This window comes from Calidithermus terrae, assembly GCF_003574345.1.
Taxonomy (GTDB): domain Bacteria; phylum Deinococcota; class Deinococci; order Deinococcales; family Thermaceae; genus Calidithermus; species Calidithermus chliarophilus.
On sequence record NZ_QXDL01000026.1, the window covers coordinates 1 to 15,302 of the forward strand.

The window sequence follows — 15,302 nt, forward strand, 5'->3', positions numbered from 1 at the left end:
GTGGGGGGCGGGCTGGGGCGGGGCGCTCGAGCCCGGCTCGCTGAGGCCGATGTGGAGCTCCTCCACGAACTCCACCCCCGCGTGGCGCTGCAGCAGGGCGTAGAGCTCGGAGACGTGGAGGTCGCGGCCGAAGGGCCAGCCTTGCCCCCTGGGCCCGCCGGTGAAGGGGTTGAGGTAGCGGTAGAGCTCGGCCTCGGCCCAGGCCTGCACCTCGGCGGCGAGCGCGGGGTCGGTGGGGCGCAGGCGGGCGTCCACCGTGACCCACACCAATTGCGGCGCGCGCACCTCGAGCCGGCTCCCCAGCACCTGCCGGTCGGCGAGGTGGTTGAGCACCGCGGCCCGCAGTTCGGCCGAGAGGGCGAGGTCTTCGGGCTGGGGCATCGCCTCGCGGCTGCGAACCTGCGGCAGGACGAGCAGCACCACCTCCCCGGGTCTGGGGTCGCCCGGGGCGCCCGGCTGAGCCCCGGGGGCCAGGCAGCAGGCCCGGGCCACGCCGGGCACCTGCGCGGCGAGGTACTCGTGGTCGTCGGCCGTGACCGCCCGGTGGCGCGTGCGCAGGAACTGGGGCAGGCGCACCTTGGCGTCCTCGAGGCTCTGCGCGTCGGCCCCGCCCGCCGCCTCCTGGCGGTTGGTGACGCGCGCGACGTAGGGCACCGAGGACTTGAGCACGCTCAAAGCGCCCTTGGGCACGTTGCCGCCCACGCCGCCGCCGTACTGGTAGCGGCTGAAGCGCAGCACGCTGCCCTTGGGCGGGATCTGGCCGAAGCGGTAGACCGAGCCGTCGGGCTGCAGGAGGGCGGGGCCCAGCGTGAGGGTGCCCTCGAGGGGGTCGAGGGTGTAGTGCCGGTCCCCGGGGCCGGAGTCGGCGAAGTCCTCGACCTCCTGCCACGCCTCGAGCGGCCCGCCGGGGGGCTCGACGGTGAGGGTGTCGCGCCGGGGGTCGCGCGGCAGGACGGGGGCGAAGCGCAGCTTGAAGCTCTGGCCCGGCGTGCCCTCGCTCTGGCCCAGGTATTCGTCGAGCACGGTGGTGGCGTGGCGGGCCCCCACCGTGCCCCCGCGGGCCTCCAGCCGCAGCTTCTGGATCTCCGGCGAGACCTTGTAGCCGCCGGGCCCGGCCTGGGCCTCGCTCAGGCGCACCCGCAGCCAGTAGGCCGACAGCCCCTGGAAGGCCCCGGGCTGCATGGGCGGCAGGTGCAGGATGACCTCGCCGGAGTAGTTGAAGCCCCCCGTTCCGTCGTGCTCGAGCTCGCAGGGCACCCAGCGGCTCACCGGGCCCTGCCAGACCTGCCACTCCAGGGGCGGGCGGCGCGGGTCCACGCCCGCCCCGCCGGCCTCCTCGCACTCCAGCACCAGCGCCAGCACGTGGTTGGAGTGGTCGTGCTCGAGGGCGACGTAGAAGGCGTCGCCCACCTGGGGCTCGGGCGAGAAGAGCGGCAGGCGCTCGCCGGGCAGCTCGAGGCGGCGCAGGTCGTGGGCGATCCAGGCGTTCTCCTGCGGGCCCTGGGCGAAGTACTGGAACGCGCCCAGCACCTTCGGCGGGCGGACGAGCAGGTCGGCCTCGGTGGTGAAGACGATGGCCGGGCTGGTCTCGGTGCGCACCGTGGCGACCTCGGTGCCCTCGGGGATGAGCAGGTCCTGCTCCGGCGGGGCCGAGAGGTAGAAGGTGACCGGGGCCCGGGCCGCCCTGGGGGGCTGGAGCTTGACCCCCACGAGCTCCATGAAGCGGGTGAAGAGCTTGTCGGGCACCTGGTTCATGCGGTAGAGGACCATGTCGGTCATCCAGGCGAAGAGCTCGATGAGGGCTACGCCGGGGTCGGAGACGTTGTGGTCGGTCCACTCGGGGCAGTAGTGGGGGATCAGGCGCTTGGCCTGGTCCACGATCTCCTGGAAGCGGCGGTCGTCGAGGTTGGGGGTAGGCAGCGGCATGGTTCTCCTATCTGGACCCACTCAAGAAGTGCTCTCCGGCAGTTCGCCCGGGATGCGGTAGAAGGGGAAGACCAGCGAACGCTTGTCGTGGGTGGCCTTGACGGCGTAGTGGATGTGGATGAGCATGCGCTCCTCGCGCTCGGGGTCGGGCTGGACCCGCACCTCGAGCACCTCGATGCGCGGCTCCCACACCTTCAGCGCCTCCTCCACGTAAAAGCTGGCCAGCCCCATGGTGCTCGCGTCCATGGGCGCGAACATCAGGTCGTGGATCTGGCAGCCGAACTCCGGCCGCATGACCCGCTGGCCCTTGGGCGTCAGGAGGATCATGCGGATGGCCTGCTCGATGTCGGTCTCGTGGCGGGCGAGGGCGATCCGGCCGCGCTTGTCCACGCCGACCGGGAAGGCCCAACCCACTCCAAGGAAGTCACTATCGTTCATGCGCTCCTCGTTCCAAGATTCTATACCTCGAGTGGGTCCATAAATGACAGATTGGGAAAGAAAATCATTGTTCAGGAGCCGTTTTATGCCTCTTCCAGTCTTCGCAATGGTTCCCAATGCCCAACGAAAACCCCGGCCTTCCGGCCGGGGGTGGGGGGCTCGAGCGGCTCTCAGCAGGGCCCTTGTGGGCCACCCTGGTTCGTCGTGCCCGACGCGGCTATGAGCTATCGGCTATGGGCACCTGCTCAGTAGTCCTCGAGGATCAGGATGGCCGCGTAGCCGTCGGAGTCGGGCATCGCGGCGGCGGTGAGGGTGATCTCCACCACGCCGCCCTCGGAGGTGAACTCGTGCTCGACCTGGGTGGTGTCGGGGTCGCTCTCGCTGAAGATGGCCTTGCCGTTCGCGTAGGCCATCTCCACGTCCACGTCCTCCATCACCTCCTCGTCGGTGACGACGATGACCTTGTAGTCGGTGTCCTTGAGGGTCTCGAAGGAGTAGGTGAAGCTGTCGTCCTCCTCGGAGAAGAGGAAGGCCACCGTCTGGACGAGCGTCAGGCCGGAGTCGTCGTTCTCGAGGGCCTCCCGGGCGATGTCGAAAATGTTCGCCGCCGTGTGGGTCGCGACCACCCAGCCGCCCAACGCCACCACCAATGCCATTCCCAGTATCCGCAACGTACGCATCATCGTTTGCCTCCGGTCGTATGGGCAAACCCAGAAAAGGTGGCGTCAACGGCGCTCCACGCCCTCGTTCCCGAGTTGCTCACGCATGATACCCCACATTTCTCATCCGCGCGGGTCGGGGGGGGCCTCGAGCCCGTCACCCCTCCACCCCGCCGTCCTGCAAGCCACTCCCTCACCGGCCCTTGACGCTTTGGTATACCAAAAGCTATACTCGCCCCAATGCGCCAGCGGGTTCAGCGCCTAGTTCTAAGCCCACCGACCCCGTGGGCTTAGGCGCGTGCGAGCGCTGTGGCTTCCGGGGAACCCTCGGAAGCCTTTCGTGCTGCGCTGTCGGCGCGGGAGGTCAGCGGAAATGGGAAAAAACCTGTACGAGAAAGTCTGGGAAAGCCACGCCGTGCGGACACTGCCCAACGGCCAGACGCAGCTGTTCATCGACGCCCACCTCATCCACGAGGTCACCTCGCCCCAGGCCTTCGGCATGCTCAAGGACCTCGGGCTCAGGGTGCGCTTCCCCGAGCGCACCTTCGCCACCGTGGACCACATCGTGCCCACCCACAGCCTGCTCGAGCCCTTCGCCGACCCCCAGGCCGACGAGATGATCAAGAAGCTGCGGGAGAACGTGCGGGAGCACGGCGTCACCTTCTTCGACGTCTCCAGCGGTCAGCAGGGCATCGTGCACGTGATCGGGCCGGAGCAGGGCATCACCCAGCCGGGCATGACCATCGCCTGCGGCGACTCCCACACCTCGACGCACGGGGCCTTCGGGGCCATCGCCTTCGGCATCGGCACCACCCAGGTGCGCGACGTGCTGGCGACGCAGACCCTGGCGATGGGCAAGCTCAAGGTGCGGCGCATCAACGTCGAGGGGAAGCTGCGGCCCGGCGTCTACGCCAAGGACGTGATCCTGCACATCATCAAGGTGCTGGGCGTCAACGGGGGCCTGGGCTACGCCTACGAGTACGGCGGCAGCGTCTTCGAGGGCTTCAGCATGGAAGAGCGCATGACCGTGTGCAACATGAGCATCGAGGGCGGGGCGCGCTGCGGCTACGTCAACCCCGACCAGACCACCTTCGACTACCTCAAAGGCCGCCCCTACGCCCCCAAGGGGGCCGAGTGGGAGCGGGCGGTGGAGCGCTGGAAGGCCCTGGCCTCCGACCCCGACGCCCGCTACGACGACGTGGTGAACATCCGGGCCGAGAACATCGCCCCCACCGTGACCTGGGGCATCAACCCGGGGCAGGGCTGCGCCATCACCGACCGGGTGCCCGACCCCGCCCTCTACCCCGAGTCCGAGCGGGCGGGGCTCGAGGAGGCCCTGGCCCACATGAAGCTCCGGCCCGGCCAGCCCATCAAGGGCGTGAAGGTGGACGTGGCCTTCCTGGGGAGCTGCACCAACGGCCGCGTCTCCGACTTCCGCGAGGTGGCGAAGTACCTCAAGGGCCGCAAGGTGGCCCCCGGCGTGCGGGCCATCGCGGTGCCCGGCTCGCAGGCGGTGGCCCGGCAGTGCGAGGAGGAGGGCATCGCCGAGGTCTTCCGCGAGGCGGGCTTCGAGTGGCGCGGCGCGGGCTGCTCGATGTGCCTGGCGATGAACCCCGACAAGCTGGTGGGCGATGAGCTGTGCGCCTCGAGCTCCAACCGCAACTTCAAGGGGCGGCAGGGCTCGGCCACCGGCCGCACGGTGCTGATGAGCCCGGTGATGGTGGCCGCCGCCGCCGTGACCGGGCAGGTCAGCGACGCGCGCGAGGTGTTCGGCGTGGGGGGGCTGGTGGGGGCATGAGCGCGAACGCCCACGGCGCCCCGAGCTACCGGCCACCGGCTACGAGATACCCGCGTGCAACGCAAGGAGCACACTGAAATGGCCCTCGAGAAGATCCAGCAGGTCAGCGGACGTGCCGTGCACGTCCCCGGCAACGACATCGACACCGACCGCATCACCCCCGCGCGCTACCTCAAGGTCGTCACCTTCGACGGGCTGGGCGAGGCGCTGTTCTACGACGAGCGCTACGCCCCCGACGGCTCGCAGAAGCCCCACCCGCTCAACGACCCCCGCTTCAAGGGCGCCTCGATCATGCTGGTGGGCGCCAATTTCGGCTGCGGCAGCTCCCGCGAGCACTCCCCCCAGGCCATCTACCGCGCCGGTTTCCGCGCCCTCATCGGGGAGAGCTTCGCGGAGATCTTCTTCGGCAACTCCACCGCGCTGTCCATGCCCTGCGTGAGCGCGAGCAAGGCCGACATCGAGGCCTTGGCGGCGGCCGTGGAGGAAAACCCGGCCCTCGAGGTCACCGTGGACGTCGAGCGGCTCGAGGTGCGCTACGCCGGCACGGCCTTCGGGGTGAGCCTGCCCGAGAGCGCCCGGAAGGCCCTGGTCTCGGGCCGCTGGGACCCCATCGCCGACCTGCTCGAGGCGGGGGAGCTGCTCGAGCAGGCCTCGGCCCGGCTGCCCAAAGCGGTGAAAAGCTGACGCGTCCCGCACCGTAGGCAGGGAACTAGGCCTACGGCGTACGACGCTCGACAGAAAGGAAACCATGCCCAAAATCGCCCTCCTTCCCGGTGACGGCATCGGCCCCGAAGTGACCGCTGCCGCCGTAGACGTGCTCAAGGCCGCCGACGAGGCCTACGGCCTGAAGCTCGAGTTCGAGGCCTTCCCCTTCGGCGGCAACGCCATCGACTCCCACGGCAAGCCCTACCCCGAGGAGACCGCGCGGGGCTGCCTCGAGGCCGACGCCATCCTGCTGGGCGCCATCGGCGGGCCCAAGTGGGACCACGTGCCCCGCGACGTCCGCGCCGAGACCGGCCTGCTGGCGATCCGCAAGGCCCACGACCTCTTCGCCAACCTGCGCCCGGCCAAGGTGCTGCCCGGCCTCGAGCACCTCTCCCCCCTCAAGCCCGAGATCGCCCGCGGCGTGGACGTGCTGGTGATCCGCGAGCTCACCGGGGGCATCTACTTCGGCACCCCGCGCGGGATGAACGCACAGGAGGGCTGGAACACCGAGCGCTACTCGAGGCCCGAGGTCGAGCGCATCGCCCGGGTGGCCTTCGAGGCGGCCCGCAAGCGGCGCGGGCAGGTGTGCAGCGTGGACAAGGCCAACGTGCTCGAGGTCGGCGAGTTCTGGCGGAAGGTGGTGGGGGAGGTGCACCGCGACTACCCCGACGTGGGGCTCGAGCACCAGTACGTCGATGCGATGGCCATGCACCTCGTCACCAGGCCGGGCCGCTTCGACGTGGTGGTGACGGGCAACATCTTCGGCGACATCCTCTCCGACTTGGCCTCGGTGCTGCCGGGCTCGCTGGGCCTGCTGCCCTCGGCCAGCCTGGGGGCCAAGACCCCCCTCTTCGAGCCGGTGCACGGCTCGGCCCCCGACATCGCGGGCAAAGGCATCGCCAACCCCACCGCCGCCATCCTCTCGGCGGCCATGCTGCTCACCCACGCCCTCGACCGTCCCGACGTCGCCCGCGAGATCGAGGAGGCGGTGAGCCGCGCCCTCGCCACCAACCCCACCCCCGACCTCGGCGGCAAGGCCAGCACGCAGGAGTTCGCGCGGCAGGTCGTCGCGTCCGTGCACCGGGCCGCGGTTTGAGGGTAGGCTGGGCGTAAGAGGTGGTCGGATGAACCTGCGCGGCAAGAGCTTCATCATCACAGGGGCCAGCCGGGGCATCGGCGAGGCCCTCGCCATCGAGATGGCTAAGGCCGGGGCCCACCTGGTGCTGGGCGCGCGCAACCAGGTGGCGCTGGAGTTCGTGCGCGACCGGGTGCGCGAGCTGGGCGTGCAGGTGGTCGCGGTGGCCGGGAGCGCGGCCAGCGACGCGGTGACGCGGCAGATGGTGCAGGCGGCGCTCGAGCTCGGCCCCTTCAAGGGCTTCATCCACAACGCGGGCATCCTCAACGCGGGGCCGCTGGTGTACGAGCTCGTCGAGAGCCAGTACGACGAGATCCTCGAGTCCAACGTCAAAGGCGGTTACCAGCTCGCCCGCCACGCCTACCCCCACCTGCTGCGCCAGGAGGGCAGCGTGGCGGTGTTCCTGGGCTCGGGGGCCGCCGAGCACAACGTGCCCGGCATGGGCGTCTACGCCATCGCCAAGGCCGCCGAGGAGCACCTCGCCCGCCAGCTCGCCGCCGAGGCCCCCGACGTCGTCTGCTTCGTCTACCGCCCGGGCATCGTGGAGACCGACTACACCCGGCAGCTCCTCGAGGCCGAAGGCGGCGGCGCCGACGTGGTGCGCCCGCTGTTCAAGGGCTACGTGGAGCAGGGCCACGTGATCAGCGCCGAGCAGTCGGCCCGGGCGCTGGTGCGCCTGCTGGAGGGCAGCCCCCGCCGCTTCCACGGCAAGGTCGCCACCTGGGAGAGTGTGTAGTTGAGCCTGCAGGGCCAGACCTGGGTCGTGACCGGGGCCAGCCGGGGCATCGGGCGGGCGCTCGCCCTCGAGCTCGCCCGCGCCGGGGCCAACGTGGTGCTGGGCGCGCGCGGCGCGCAGGCGCTCGAGGCCGTGGCCCAGGAGTGCCGCGCCCTGGGGGTGCAGGCCAGGGCAGTGCCGGGCGACGCCGCCAGCGACCAGACCGCGCAATTCCTGGTCAAGGCCGCCAAGGTGATCGGCAACTTCGCCGGCTTCGTCCACAACGCCGGGGTGCTGCACCCCGGGCCCGCGCTGTGGGAGCTGAGCGAGGCACAGTTCGACGAGGTGTTCGGCGCCAACGTCAAGGCCGCCTTCCAGCTCGCCCGCTACGCCTACCCCAACCTCGTGCGCCAGGGCGGCGGGGTCGCGGTGTTCGTGGGATCGGGGGCGGCCAGCCGCAACGTCCCGGGCTGGGGCGCCTACGGCGCGGCCAAGGCCGCCGAGCACTACCTCGCCTTCCAGCTCGCCGCCGAGGAGCCCAAGGTCACCTGCTTCGTCTACAGCCCCGGCACCGTTGACACCGACATGCAGCGGCAGGGCCGCGAGGCCCCCGGCCCCATCGCCGCGATGTTCCAGGGCTTCTTGGAGCAGGGCCGCCTGCGCTCGCCCGAGGAGACCGCCCGGGCCCTGGTGCGGCTGCTCCAGAACGAACCCCGCCGCTTCCACGGTAGGATTGCGACGTATGCCGATGCCTAATGTCATACGTCATACGTCCTACGCCTCGAAGGCCATAGCTCGCGTACGACGTACGGCGTAAGACGTACGACACACCGGAGGTTTCATGCGTTCAGACCGGATCAAACAAGGCCCCCAACAGGCCCCGGCCCGCTCGATGCTGCGGGCGGTGGGCGTCAGCGACGAAGACTTCAAGATCCCCTGGGTGGGCATCGTCAACACCTGGACCGAGGGCATGCCCTGCAACTTCCACCTGCGCGAGCTGGCCGCCGACCTCAAGGAGGGGGCCAAGGAGGCGGGGATGCACTCCTTCGAGTTCGGCGCCCCGGCCATCTCCGACGGCATCAGCATGGGCACGCCGGGGATGCGGGCGAGCCTCATCAGCCGCGAGGTGATCGCCGACTCGGTGGAGCTGGTGGCGCAGGGCTACCTCTACGACGGCATGGTGGCGCTGGTCGCTTGCGACAAGACCAACCCGGGCGGGGCCATGGGCGTCATCCGCGCGGGCGTGCCGGGGCTGGTGCTCTACGGCGGCTCCATCGCCCCGGGAAAGCTGGGGGGCAAGAACCTCACGGTGGTCTCGGTCTTCGAGGCGGTGGGCCAGCACGCGGCGGGCAAGATCGGCGACGAGCAGCTCGCCGAGGTGGAGCGCGCCGCCATCCCCGGCCCCGGGGCCTGCGGCGGGCAGTACACCGCCAACACCATGAGCATGGTGCTCGAGGTCTTGGGCCTCTCCCCCGTCGGCTACAACTCCATCCCCGCCGTCGTGCCCGAGAAGAAGGCCGCCGGGCGCCGGGCCATGCGGGTGCTGGCCGAGGCCATCCGCAACGACTGGAAGCCCGCCGACTTCCTCACCCGCCAGTCCTTCCTCAACGCCATCGCGGCCGTGGCGGCCACCGGCGGCTCGACCAACGCCGTGCTGCACCTCATGGCCATCGCGCGGGAGGTGGGGGTCAAGCTCGAGCTCGAGGACTTCGACCGCGTCTCGCGCCGGACCCCGGTCATCGCCGACATGCGCCCCTGGGGCACCTACACCGCGTGGGAGCTTTGGGAGGCGGGCGGCATCCCCCTCATCATCCGCCGCCTGGTCGAGGGCGGCCTGATCGACGGCGACCAGAAGACCGTCACCGGCAAGACCCTGTGGGAAGAGGCCCAGGACGCCCCCGAGGCCCCCGGCCAGCAGGTGGTGGTGCCGCGCGAGCGCGCCTTCAAGCCCGAGGGCGGCCTGCGCGTGCTGCACGGCTCCTTAGCCCCCGAAGGCGCGGTGCTCAAGCTCGCGGGCACCGAGCGCAAGCAGTTCCGGGGCCCGGCCCGGGTCTTCGACGGCGAGGAGGGGGCGATGAAGGCCGTGCTGGCGAAGCAGATCCGGCCCGGCGACGTGGTGGTGATCCGCTACGAGGGCCCCAAGGGCGCCCCCGGCATGCCCGAGATGCTCTCCGTCACCAGCGCCCTGGTGGGCGAGGGCTTAGGCCCCGAGGTCGCCCTCATCACCGACGGCCGCTTCTCCGGCGGCACCAAGGGCCTGATGATCGGCCACGTCGCCCCCGAGGCCTACCTGGGCGGCCCCATCGCGCTCGTGGAGGAAGGCGACGTCATCGCCATCGACTGCGACGCGGGGACGCTGGAGCTCGAGGTCGCCCCCGAAGTCCTGGAAGCCCGCAAGGCCAGGTGGCAGGCCCCCGAGCCGCACTACAAGAGCGGCCTGTTCGCGCGGTACGCGCGGCTGGTCAGCAGTGCGCGGTACGGGGCGGTGTTGGAGTGAGGCGATGGCCGAACGCCGATAGCCGATAGCCGAACGCGAAATGCGGGTCGTGCGTCGTACGTCCTACGTCGTACGCCGAACGCAAGACGCAAAACGCAAGACACCCTTACTTTTCCCCCTTAACAAGGGGGGCCGGGGGGGGATAAACCCTCCCCGCGGGCGGAGAGGGGTCTAGCACGGGCCGAGCCTTCCGCTGAAAGCTGAGGGCTGACCGCTGACGGCTCAACCCATCAGATCCTTGCCCCTTCCCGCTCAGCGCACGTGCATGTTGACCAGCTTGGTCATCTCGAACATCGAGACGCGGTCCTTGCCGAAGATGGGGCGCAGGCGGTCGTCGGCGAGGATCTGGCGGCGGTCTTCGGCGTCTTGGAGGTCGTTGGACTTGATGTAGTCCCAGATCCGCTTGGTGAGTTCGGCCCGGGTGAGCGGCTCCTTGCCCACGATGGCGGCGAGTTGCTCGTCGGGCTGGACTTTTTGGGCGACCCCGCCCCGGACCTCGCGGGTGCCCTCACCCTGCGCGCCGCCGCGCTGGCCCTGGCCGCTGCGCTGCCGGGTACTGCCTTGTTGTTTCGAACCGCCTTGCTGCTTCGATCGGCTCATGAGTCCCTCCGGGGCTGAGGCCTGGGGCGCTGTGCACGACCCTTTGCCCCCAGCCGTCGCGCTCAGTGTCGGCCGCCGCGTGGGCGCGGGCATCCTTCTAAAGGGTAGGTCGCGGCCTAATGCCAATCGGTGCCCGAGCCCATCGCGGCCACCCCCGTCCGCGCAGGGCCCTATTTCTCCTCGAGCGAGTAGTCGCGCCCGCCCAGGCGCAGCAGCTTGACCTTCCCGCCCTCGTCGCGCTCGCCCACGAAGGCGAAGTAGCGCACCACCCGCCCGTCGCCGAACTTGAGCTCGAGGGTGTTGCCGAAGAAGCGGTAGGTCCCGCCGCTGCTGCGCTGGCTGCCCACCGCCACCCCCGCCGTGGTGTCGCCCGAGGGCGTGCCCGTGTCGGTGGCGGTGAAGGAGTAGCCCGACACGCCCTCGCGGGTGAAGCGGCCGTCGCGGCTGAAGGTGAGCACCACCTCCGAGAAGCCGCCCCCGCCCCCGCCGAGGTTGGTGGAGAAGGCGCTCAACGCGCGGTAGCGGCCCTGGAGCTTGAGGCCGTCGAGGGGCTCGAGGCGCGTGAGGGTCTTGCCGCCGAGCTCGAGCCCTCCCGCGGTACGCCCGAAGGCGACGGGCTTGCCCCCGCCGATGACGATCCGGTTGCCCTGGACGCGGTAGACCTCGCACACCGGGAAGCCGTTGGGCTTGGTGCGGCTGCAGTCGGCCTCCTCCAGGCCCTCCTCGGGCTCGCCGGTGTAGACGTAGCCGTTCTTGTGGAAGAAGTAGAGGTCCCAGCACAGCCCGCCGCACATGGGGGTGCCCGAGGCGGCCATCACGTCGAGGCGCCAGCTATAAAAGCGCCCCTCGAGGCCCCCCGAGCCGGGCGGCGGGGGCGGGGCCTTGGCCGGGCCGAAGCGCGGGAGGCGGGTGGGCTTGGCGACCGTCAGGCGGCACTCCAGGCGGCTCTTCCCGTGCACGGTGAACTGGCGCAGGCCCGTCTCGTCCTCGGCATAGAACGCGTAGCGCTCGGCCAGGGGGCCGCTGGTGAACTCCACGCGGCCGTAGTCCTCGTCCTGCTGGCCCAGCACGTCGGCGGTGTAGCGGCCCTCGCCGCCGCCGAAGCGGTAGCGCCGGCCGGGGAGGACCTCCAGGGTGCCGCCGCGCTGGCCGGAGCCGTCGGTGCGGACGCAGGGGTAGCTGCCCGGCTGCGGGTCGCGGAAGCGGAACTCGACGCGGGCGACCTGCTCGCGCGCGCCCTGCTGGTAGCAGTAGTAATCGCGCTCCTGCGGCCCCACGTCGCGCAGCTCGAGCTGCTGGCCGTAGTCGCTGAACAGCAAAAACGCGTCGCTCGAGCCCGCGAAGGGCCCGCTCTTCCACACCACGTAGCTCAGGCTGCCGTCGGCCTTGAGGGCGTAGGTCCCGCTGCCGCCGGGCGTGCGGTACTGGTCCTTCCCGAAGAACTGGAGCGCGAAGGCGGGCTTGGAGTAGTCGTCGCCCTTGGCGAAGGCGTAGCAGCGGAACTCGTCGGGCAGGGGCTGGCGCTTGGGGTCGAGCTTCAGCCGCACGATGTCGGCGTAGCTAGGGCTCTTGACGGGCGGCAGTTTGGCCGTAGGCGGGGGCGCGGACGGGCCCGGCCTGGGCGCACCGGCCTGGGCGGGGTGGAACTCGAGCGAGTCGAGGAAAGCTTTGAAGGCGGGCTCATAACGGGCGAAAAGCTCGCTCGAGCTCGTCGCGTACATCACCAGCGCCACCCGCCCCCCGGCGTGGCCCGCGACGTAAAAGCGGTACTGGGTCACGCCCTTCGGGTCCCGCACCACCACCCCCTGCGCGAGCACGGGGTAGTCGCCGGGCTGGGCCCGGCTGGTCTGGACCTCGGTGCGCTCGAGCACCTCGTGGTCCTGGTGGAAGCGCCCCAGCGCCCGCTCGAACCACCCCCGGAAGTCACCCCCGAACTCCTGGCTCGGGAGCAGCGACATCAGCACCGCCTGCTTGCCCGTCAGGCCTCGAGGCAGCAGGAAGACCACCCCCTCCCGGTCCTGCCGCTCCCACCCCTGCGGCACGGCGAAGCGGTAGATGTCGAACTGCTGGGCCTTCTGACCGAAAGCCCCCGAAACCATCACCCAAGCCAGTGCAACGATCCCTAAAATACGCATCCCCACCCCCTGCGGAAAAGAATCAGTCTGAACCTTACTAAGCTTTCGGCTAGAAGAGGGTGAGAAAGCGGTGGAGGTGGGCTTTAGGACGGGGAGCGGTCAGCCGCCAACCATCAGCGGTCAGCTCGTGGCATGCGGCTTGTCGAGGGTCAAGGGTCGAGGGCCAGGGGCGAGGGCGTTTAGCGTTTGGCGTCTTGCGTACGACGCCCGCCCCGCACCCAGCATCCTGCATTCAGCCATCAGCCACCAACACTTATGCGACCATAAAAGCCATGTCCTTGTTCAACCGCTACCTCCTCTCCCCGCCCGCCTGTCGCGACCTCGAGCGCCTGCGGGCGCGGGTGGGCGGCAAGACCGTGCTCGTCACGGGGGCTTCCTACGGGATCGGGGAGGCGACAGCCTTGCTGCTGGCTCGAGCGGGGGCCGAGGTGCTGCTGGTGGCCCGCACGGCCGAGAAGCTGGCCCAACTGGCCGAGCAGATCAGGCGGGAGGGCGGCAAGGCCCGGGCCTACCCCGCCGACTTGTACAAGGTGGCCGAGGTTCCCGCGCTGGCCGCCGCCCTCGAGGCCAACCACCCGCGCATCGACGCGGTAGTTTCGAACGCGGGGAAGTCCATCCGGCGGCGCGTCGTACAGTCGCTCGAGCGCGACGACCTGGGGCGCTGCCTGGCCCTCAACTTCGCCAGCCCCGCCTCCCTCATCACGGCGCTCCTGCCGCGCATGATCGCGCAAGGGGGCGGGCAGATCGTCAACGTGTCCACGGTGTCGGTGAAGCAGCCCGGCGCGCCCCGCTGGGCGGCGTACCAGGGGAGCAAGGCGGGCTTCGACCTGTGGTTGCGGAGCGTGGGCTGCGAGCTGCGGCCGCGAGGGGTCTACGTCTCCTCGGTGTACTTGCCCCTGGTACGAACGCGCATGATCGCCCCGACCCGCCTCTACGACCGGATGCCCACGCTGAGCCCGCTCGAGGCCGCCCAGGCCATCGCCTACGCCATCGTCACCCAGGCCGAGCGGGTGGCCCCCTGGTGGCTGGGGTGGAGCGAGCTCCTCACCCTGCTGGTCCCCACGCCCATCAACCGCATCCTCGGCTACCTCGACGCCCGCAGCCCCGACTAGCCCGCCATGAGCCTGCCCCAAGACCTCCTCACCGCCTACGGCGCCCTGGCCCGGACGGGCCTGCTCGGCTCGAGCCCGGCCCACGCGCTCCTGCAGTTCCTGGCCTGCTACGTGCGCTACGGGGGCTCGCTGTACACCCTCGCGGCGTGGAACGCCCGGCGCTTCCCGCAGCGCCTCGCCCTGGCCGAGCCCGGCCGGACGGTCACGTTCGGGGAGCTGACGGCTCGAGCCGACCGGCTGGCCTGCGGTTTGCAGGAGGCCTTTCCGGCCGCCAGAACCTGCGCCATCCTGGGCCGCAACCGCGTCGCCCTCGTCGAGGGCCTGCTGGCCTGCGCGCGCTTGGGCCTGGACACCCTCCTCCTTCCCACCAGCCTGACCCCCGACCAGTGGGAATCCCTCAACGCGAAGAGCCCCCTCGACGTGCTGATCTGCGACGGGGAATTCCTGCCCCGCCTCGAGCCCGTCCTCCGCCGGGGTTCGCCGGAGATCGTGCACACCGGCGCGGAGACCGGCGAATCCCCGAGTCTCGCCAGTCTGATGGGCACGACCCGTCACGGGCGACTGCGCCGGATGGCGGGCCGCCTGACCCTGCTCACCTCGGGCACCACGGGCCCGGCCAAGGCGGTGCGGCGCGGGCCCTCGCTCGAGGAAGCCCTCGGGGTCCTGACGGGTGTTCTGGACCGCCTGTGGCTCCGGCCCGGCGAGCCCACGCTGCTCACCGTGCCCCTGCTGCACGGGCATGGCCTGGCCACGCTGCTCATGACCCTCGCCACGGGCTCTCCCCTGTTCCTTTTCCCTAAGGCCACCCCCGAGGATTACCTGCGCTGCCTCGAGGAGCAGCACATCGCGACGCTGGTCCTGGTCCCCACCGTCCTGTACCGGCTGCTCGAAGCCGGGGGGCGCCCAACGCCCGCCCTCCGCCGCATCCTGTGTGGCTCGGCCCCGCTGGACCCCCCGCTCGCCGTGCGCTGCCTCGAGCGCTTCGGGCCGGTGCTCTACAACCTGTACGGCTCGAGCGAGGCCGGCCTGATCTCGTTAGCCACCCCCGAGGACCTGCGGCAGGCACCCTCGAGCGTGGGCCGCCCGCTCCCTGGGCTCAAGCCGCGCATCCTGGACGAGCACGGGCGCGAACTGCCCCCCGGAGAACCGGGAGAGGTCAGGGTCGTGCGAGGAGGGCGAGGCATCCCCATGGGCGACGCCGGCTACCTCGACGCCGAAGGCCGCCTCTTCCTGATGGGCCGCGCCGACGACATGCTCATCTGCGGCGGGGTCAAGGTGTACCCCCAGGCCGTCGAGCAAAGCGTGCTGGGGCACCTCGAGTACGTGCAGGAGTGCGCCGCGGTGGGCATCGGGGACCTCGAGTACGGCCAGGCCATCCACCTGTTCGTGGTGATAAAGCCCGGGCAGCCCGGGATGACCCCCGAGGCCGTCGCCCGCGACCTCGAGGGACTCTTCCCGAGAAGCACGCGGCCCAAGAGGATCACGTTCGTGGAGGCCTTGCCCCGCAACCTCGCGGGAAAGGTCCGGCGGCGGGAGCTCGAGGAGAGCGGCCCTGGCCGCCCCAGCGCCTAAGGGGTCCGTC

At 70.6% G+C, this 15,302-nt stretch carries 13 protein-coding genes; 8 read left to right on the forward strand and 5 right to left on the reverse strand.

The window, feature by feature from the left end; translation table 11 throughout:
- The 3 genes from Mterra_RS04850 to Mterra_RS04860 form a co-directional block, all read right to left on the reverse strand.
- On the reverse strand, positions 1 to 1,926 hold a 1,926-nt coding region (locus Mterra_RS04850; RefSeq protein ID WP_119314145.1), incomplete at its 3' end, for a putative baseplate assembly protein.
- 21 nt (positions 1,927 to 1,947) lie between these two features.
- On the reverse strand, positions 1,948 to 2,364 hold the full coding sequence (locus tag Mterra_RS04855) for a GPW/gp25 family protein (protein ID WP_119314146.1): 417 nt from the start codon (positions 2,362 to 2,364) through the stop codon (positions 1,948 to 1,950).
- A 245-nt stretch (positions 2,365 to 2,609) separates the two neighbouring features.
- Positions 2,610 to 3,020, reverse strand: coding sequence for a hypothetical protein (locus Mterra_RS04860; RefSeq protein WP_147372550.1), 411 nt, complete (start codon positions 3,018 to 3,020; stop codon positions 2,610 to 2,612).
- Between the two features lie 376 nt (positions 3,021 to 3,396).
- Here Mterra_RS04860 and leuC point away from each other — a divergent pair, with 376 nt between their 5' ends.
- From leuC to ilvD, 6 genes are all read left to right on the forward strand, one after another.
- Positions 3,397 to 4,821 carry a 3-isopropylmalate dehydratase large subunit gene (gene leuC / locus Mterra_RS04865; RefSeq protein ID WP_119314148.1) on the forward strand — a complete coding sequence of 475 codons (1,425 nt, stop codon included), beginning with the start codon at positions 3,397 to 3,399 and terminating at the stop codon, positions 4,819 to 4,821.
- Between the two features lie 78 nt (positions 4,822 to 4,899).
- A complete protein-coding gene (gene leuD / locus Mterra_RS04870; RefSeq protein ID WP_119314149.1) occupies positions 4,900 to 5,505 on the forward strand; it encodes a 3-isopropylmalate dehydratase small subunit in 606 nt (201 codons plus the stop codon).
- 64 nt (positions 5,506 to 5,569) lie between these two features.
- Positions 5,570 to 6,622 (forward strand): 3-isopropylmalate dehydrogenase, encoded by a 1,053-nt coding sequence (gene leuB / locus Mterra_RS04875; RefSeq protein WP_119314150.1) that lies wholly within the window; start codon positions 5,570 to 5,572, stop codon positions 6,620 to 6,622.
- Positions 6,623 to 6,650: 28 nt separating this feature from the next.
- Entirely contained in the window at positions 6,651 to 7,397 is a 747-nt protein-coding gene (locus tag Mterra_RS04880) for an SDR family NAD(P)-dependent oxidoreductase (protein ID WP_119314151.1), read from the forward strand.
- Positions 7,398 to 8,132, forward strand: coding sequence for an SDR family NAD(P)-dependent oxidoreductase (locus Mterra_RS04885; protein WP_119314152.1), 735 nt, complete (start codon positions 7,398 to 7,400; stop codon positions 8,130 to 8,132).
- Positions 8,133 to 8,217: 85 nt separating this feature from the next.
- On the forward strand, positions 8,218 to 9,873 hold the full coding sequence (gene ilvD / locus Mterra_RS04890) for a dihydroxy-acid dehydratase (protein WP_119314153.1): 1,656 nt from the start codon (positions 8,218 to 8,220) through the stop codon (positions 9,871 to 9,873).
- Positions 9,874 to 10,125: 252 nt separating this feature from the next.
- Here the strand turns inward: ilvD and Mterra_RS04895 are convergent, their stop codons facing one another.
- Together Mterra_RS04895 and Mterra_RS04900 are read right to left on the reverse strand one after the other, a co-directional pair.
- A complete protein-coding gene (locus Mterra_RS04895; protein WP_119314154.1) occupies positions 10,126 to 10,473 on the reverse strand; it encodes an SWIB/MDM2 domain-containing protein in 348 nt (115 codons plus the stop codon).
- Between the two features lie 170 nt (positions 10,474 to 10,643).
- Positions 10,644 to 12,572 (reverse strand): hypothetical protein, encoded by a 1,929-nt coding sequence (locus Mterra_RS04900; protein ID WP_147372551.1) that lies wholly within the window; start codon positions 12,570 to 12,572, stop codon positions 10,644 to 10,646.
- Between the two features lie 308 nt (positions 12,573 to 12,880).
- Here Mterra_RS04900 and Mterra_RS04905 point away from each other — a divergent pair, with 308 nt between their 5' ends.
- Positions 12,881 to 13,720 carry an SDR family NAD(P)-dependent oxidoreductase gene (locus tag Mterra_RS04905; RefSeq protein WP_119314156.1) on the forward strand — a complete coding sequence of 280 codons (840 nt, stop codon included), beginning with the start codon at positions 12,881 to 12,883 and terminating at the stop codon, positions 13,718 to 13,720.
- Between the two features lie 6 nt (positions 13,721 to 13,726).
- The gene (locus tag Mterra_RS04910) at positions 13,727 to 15,292 is read left to right on the forward strand and encodes an AMP-binding protein (protein WP_119314157.1); all 1,566 of its coding nucleotides are present in this window, start codon (positions 13,727 to 13,729) and stop codon (positions 15,290 to 15,292) included.
- The last annotated feature ends 10 nt before the right edge of the window (positions 15,293 to 15,302 follow it).

Coding starts and splice junctions, on each gene's coding strand:
- Mterra_RS04855 (WP_119314146.1), bottom strand. CDS start 2,364: ATGAACGATAGTGACTTCCTTGGAGTGGGTTGGGCCTTCCCGGTCGGC.
- Mterra_RS04860 (WP_147372550.1), bottom strand. CDS start 3,020: ATGGCATTGGTGGTGGCGTTGGGCGGCTGGGTGGTCGCGACCCACACG.
- leuC (WP_119314148.1), top strand. CDS start 3,397: ATGGGAAAAAACCTGTACGAGAAAGTCTGGGAAAGCCACGCCGTGCGG.
- leuD (WP_119314149.1), top strand. CDS start 4,900: ATGGCCCTCGAGAAGATCCAGCAGGTCAGCGGACGTGCCGTGCACGTC.
- leuB (WP_119314150.1), top strand. CDS start 5,570: ATGCCCAAAATCGCCCTCCTTCCCGGTGACGGCATCGGCCCCGAAGTG.
- Mterra_RS04880 (WP_119314151.1), top strand. CDS start 6,651: ATGAACCTGCGCGGCAAGAGCTTCATCATCACAGGGGCCAGCCGGGGC.
- ilvD (WP_119314153.1), top strand. CDS start 8,218: ATGCGTTCAGACCGGATCAAACAAGGCCCCCAACAGGCCCCGGCCCGC.
- Mterra_RS04895 (WP_119314154.1), bottom strand. CDS start 10,473: ATGAGCCGATCGAAGCAGCAAGGCGGTTCGAAACAACAAGGCAGTACC.
- Mterra_RS04900 (WP_147372551.1), bottom strand. CDS start 12,572: ATGGTTTCGGGGGCTTTCGGTCAGAAGGCCCAGCAGTTCGACATCTAC.
- Mterra_RS04905 (WP_119314156.1), top strand. CDS start 12,881: ATGTCCTTGTTCAACCGCTACCTCCTCTCCCCGCCCGCCTGTCGCGAC.
- Mterra_RS04910 (WP_119314157.1), top strand. CDS start 13,727: ATGAGCCTGCCCCAAGACCTCCTCACCGCCTACGGCGCCCTGGCCCGG.